General features: G+C 62.4%; 1 protein-coding gene. It reads right to left on the bottom strand.

The window, feature by feature from the left end:
* Positions 1 to 24 precede the first annotated feature (24 nt).
* Positions 25 to 1,305, bottom strand: a complete 1,281-nt coding sequence (gene tnpC, locus IEW98_RS16020; protein ID WP_188764531.1) for an IS66 family transposase — start codon at positions 1,303 to 1,305, stop codon at positions 25 to 27.
* Positions 1,306 to 1,356: the final 51 nt, after the last annotated feature.

The raw sequence follows: 1,356 nt of genomic DNA, 5'->3' as shown, positions 1-1,356 counted from the left end.
GTAATTACTCACCCGTACCAGCTATCAGGCGGTGACGGCACCCAGGATGGTGTGGAATGGAGTGCGTCCCGCGAGACGCGCAGTGTCAACGGTGGTGCGCAAGGCGGCTTCGGCATCGGCGGCCCATTTGGCGCGATAACCGTTGGTGACTTTTCGCTGGATGACGCTGGGTCTGAGGGCGCGCTCGCTGACATTATTGGTGGCATCGACCCTGCCCGCGAAATCGCAAAAGGTGAGTATTTGGTCGCGCGCGCGGCGGATTTGGCCGAGCAGTTCGCGCGCCAACTGGCAATCGGTGGTGCTGGCGAGGATGGCATCGAGGTCGCGCATCAGCGCGCGCCTTCGGTTTTTCACCGTGGCGGCGGCGAGCGCGGCGATGTCGCGGGCAAGCCTGAAGGCGCGATCAAACCAGAACTGGACCCGCATCCCGATCAAATCGCTGCCATTCTCGGCGACGAAGCGCGCCTTGCGATCGAGATGAGCAAGGCACGTCTGGTGACGCTGGCCATGCCCTTGCTGGGCGGAATAGCGATCCGATATCCATACTTCGGGTTCATGTCCGGCCATCGTGTCGTGCACGACCTGGGCGGCGCGGCTGAACTCGGCGGTATGGACGACAGCCTTGCTCGAACAGAACACCCACTGATACGCATTGCAGCCCTCAATCCGCATGCCCGTCTCGTCGCAAGCAACGACTTCGGCACCGCGCAAGGCCGCCAGAGCATCGTCGCGTCCGGCGGCAAAGACCGGCGCGGTGCGTTTGAACATGTTCATCAGCGCGCCCTGGCTGAGCTGCAGGCCAAATAGATCGGCAAAGACGCCTTGCAGCCGTTCATAGGAAAACAGCTGGTTCGATTTGAGATAAAGCGCCAGCGCATGGATCCTGTGCCCGAACGGCGTGCCTTGCGCCGCTGCCGGCAAGGGCGCCGCCGTCGTCTTGCCGCAGTTGGCACAACGGCATTTCAGCCGCCGGTGCCGCCTGACCATAGGCTTCACCTCAGGCAGGTCGATCTCGTCATATTCCCCGATCACCGCGCCAGACGCATCCTCGGCAAACGCCAGACCGCAGTGGTCACAATGCGCCGGGCGATGGTCTTCGTGAACATCGGGCGCTTCGGCCAGAACGCGGGAGTGACCCTTATGACCGGGCTTGGCGCCGCCAGGACGCGAACCATCCCGCTTTGCCTTCCTGTCCGTCGATGGCGGCTTCGATGACGTCCGCGACGTCTTGTCCGGGCGCTGCATCCCCAGCACCAGATCAATCAACTCAGGTTTCGTAAGCCCCTCAAGATCCTCGCGATTCATGGAAAGGATGAATCACGGACAGCCCGGTTTGGCAAGGGGGTGAGTAATTAC

The sequence above is a fragment of the Sandarakinorhabdus glacialis genome (assembly GCF_014643455.1).
GTDB lineage: Bacteria > Pseudomonadota > Alphaproteobacteria > Sphingomonadales > Sphingomonadaceae > Sandarakinorhabdus > Sandarakinorhabdus glacialis.
This window is presented reverse-complemented; position numbering and strand designations above follow the sequence as displayed.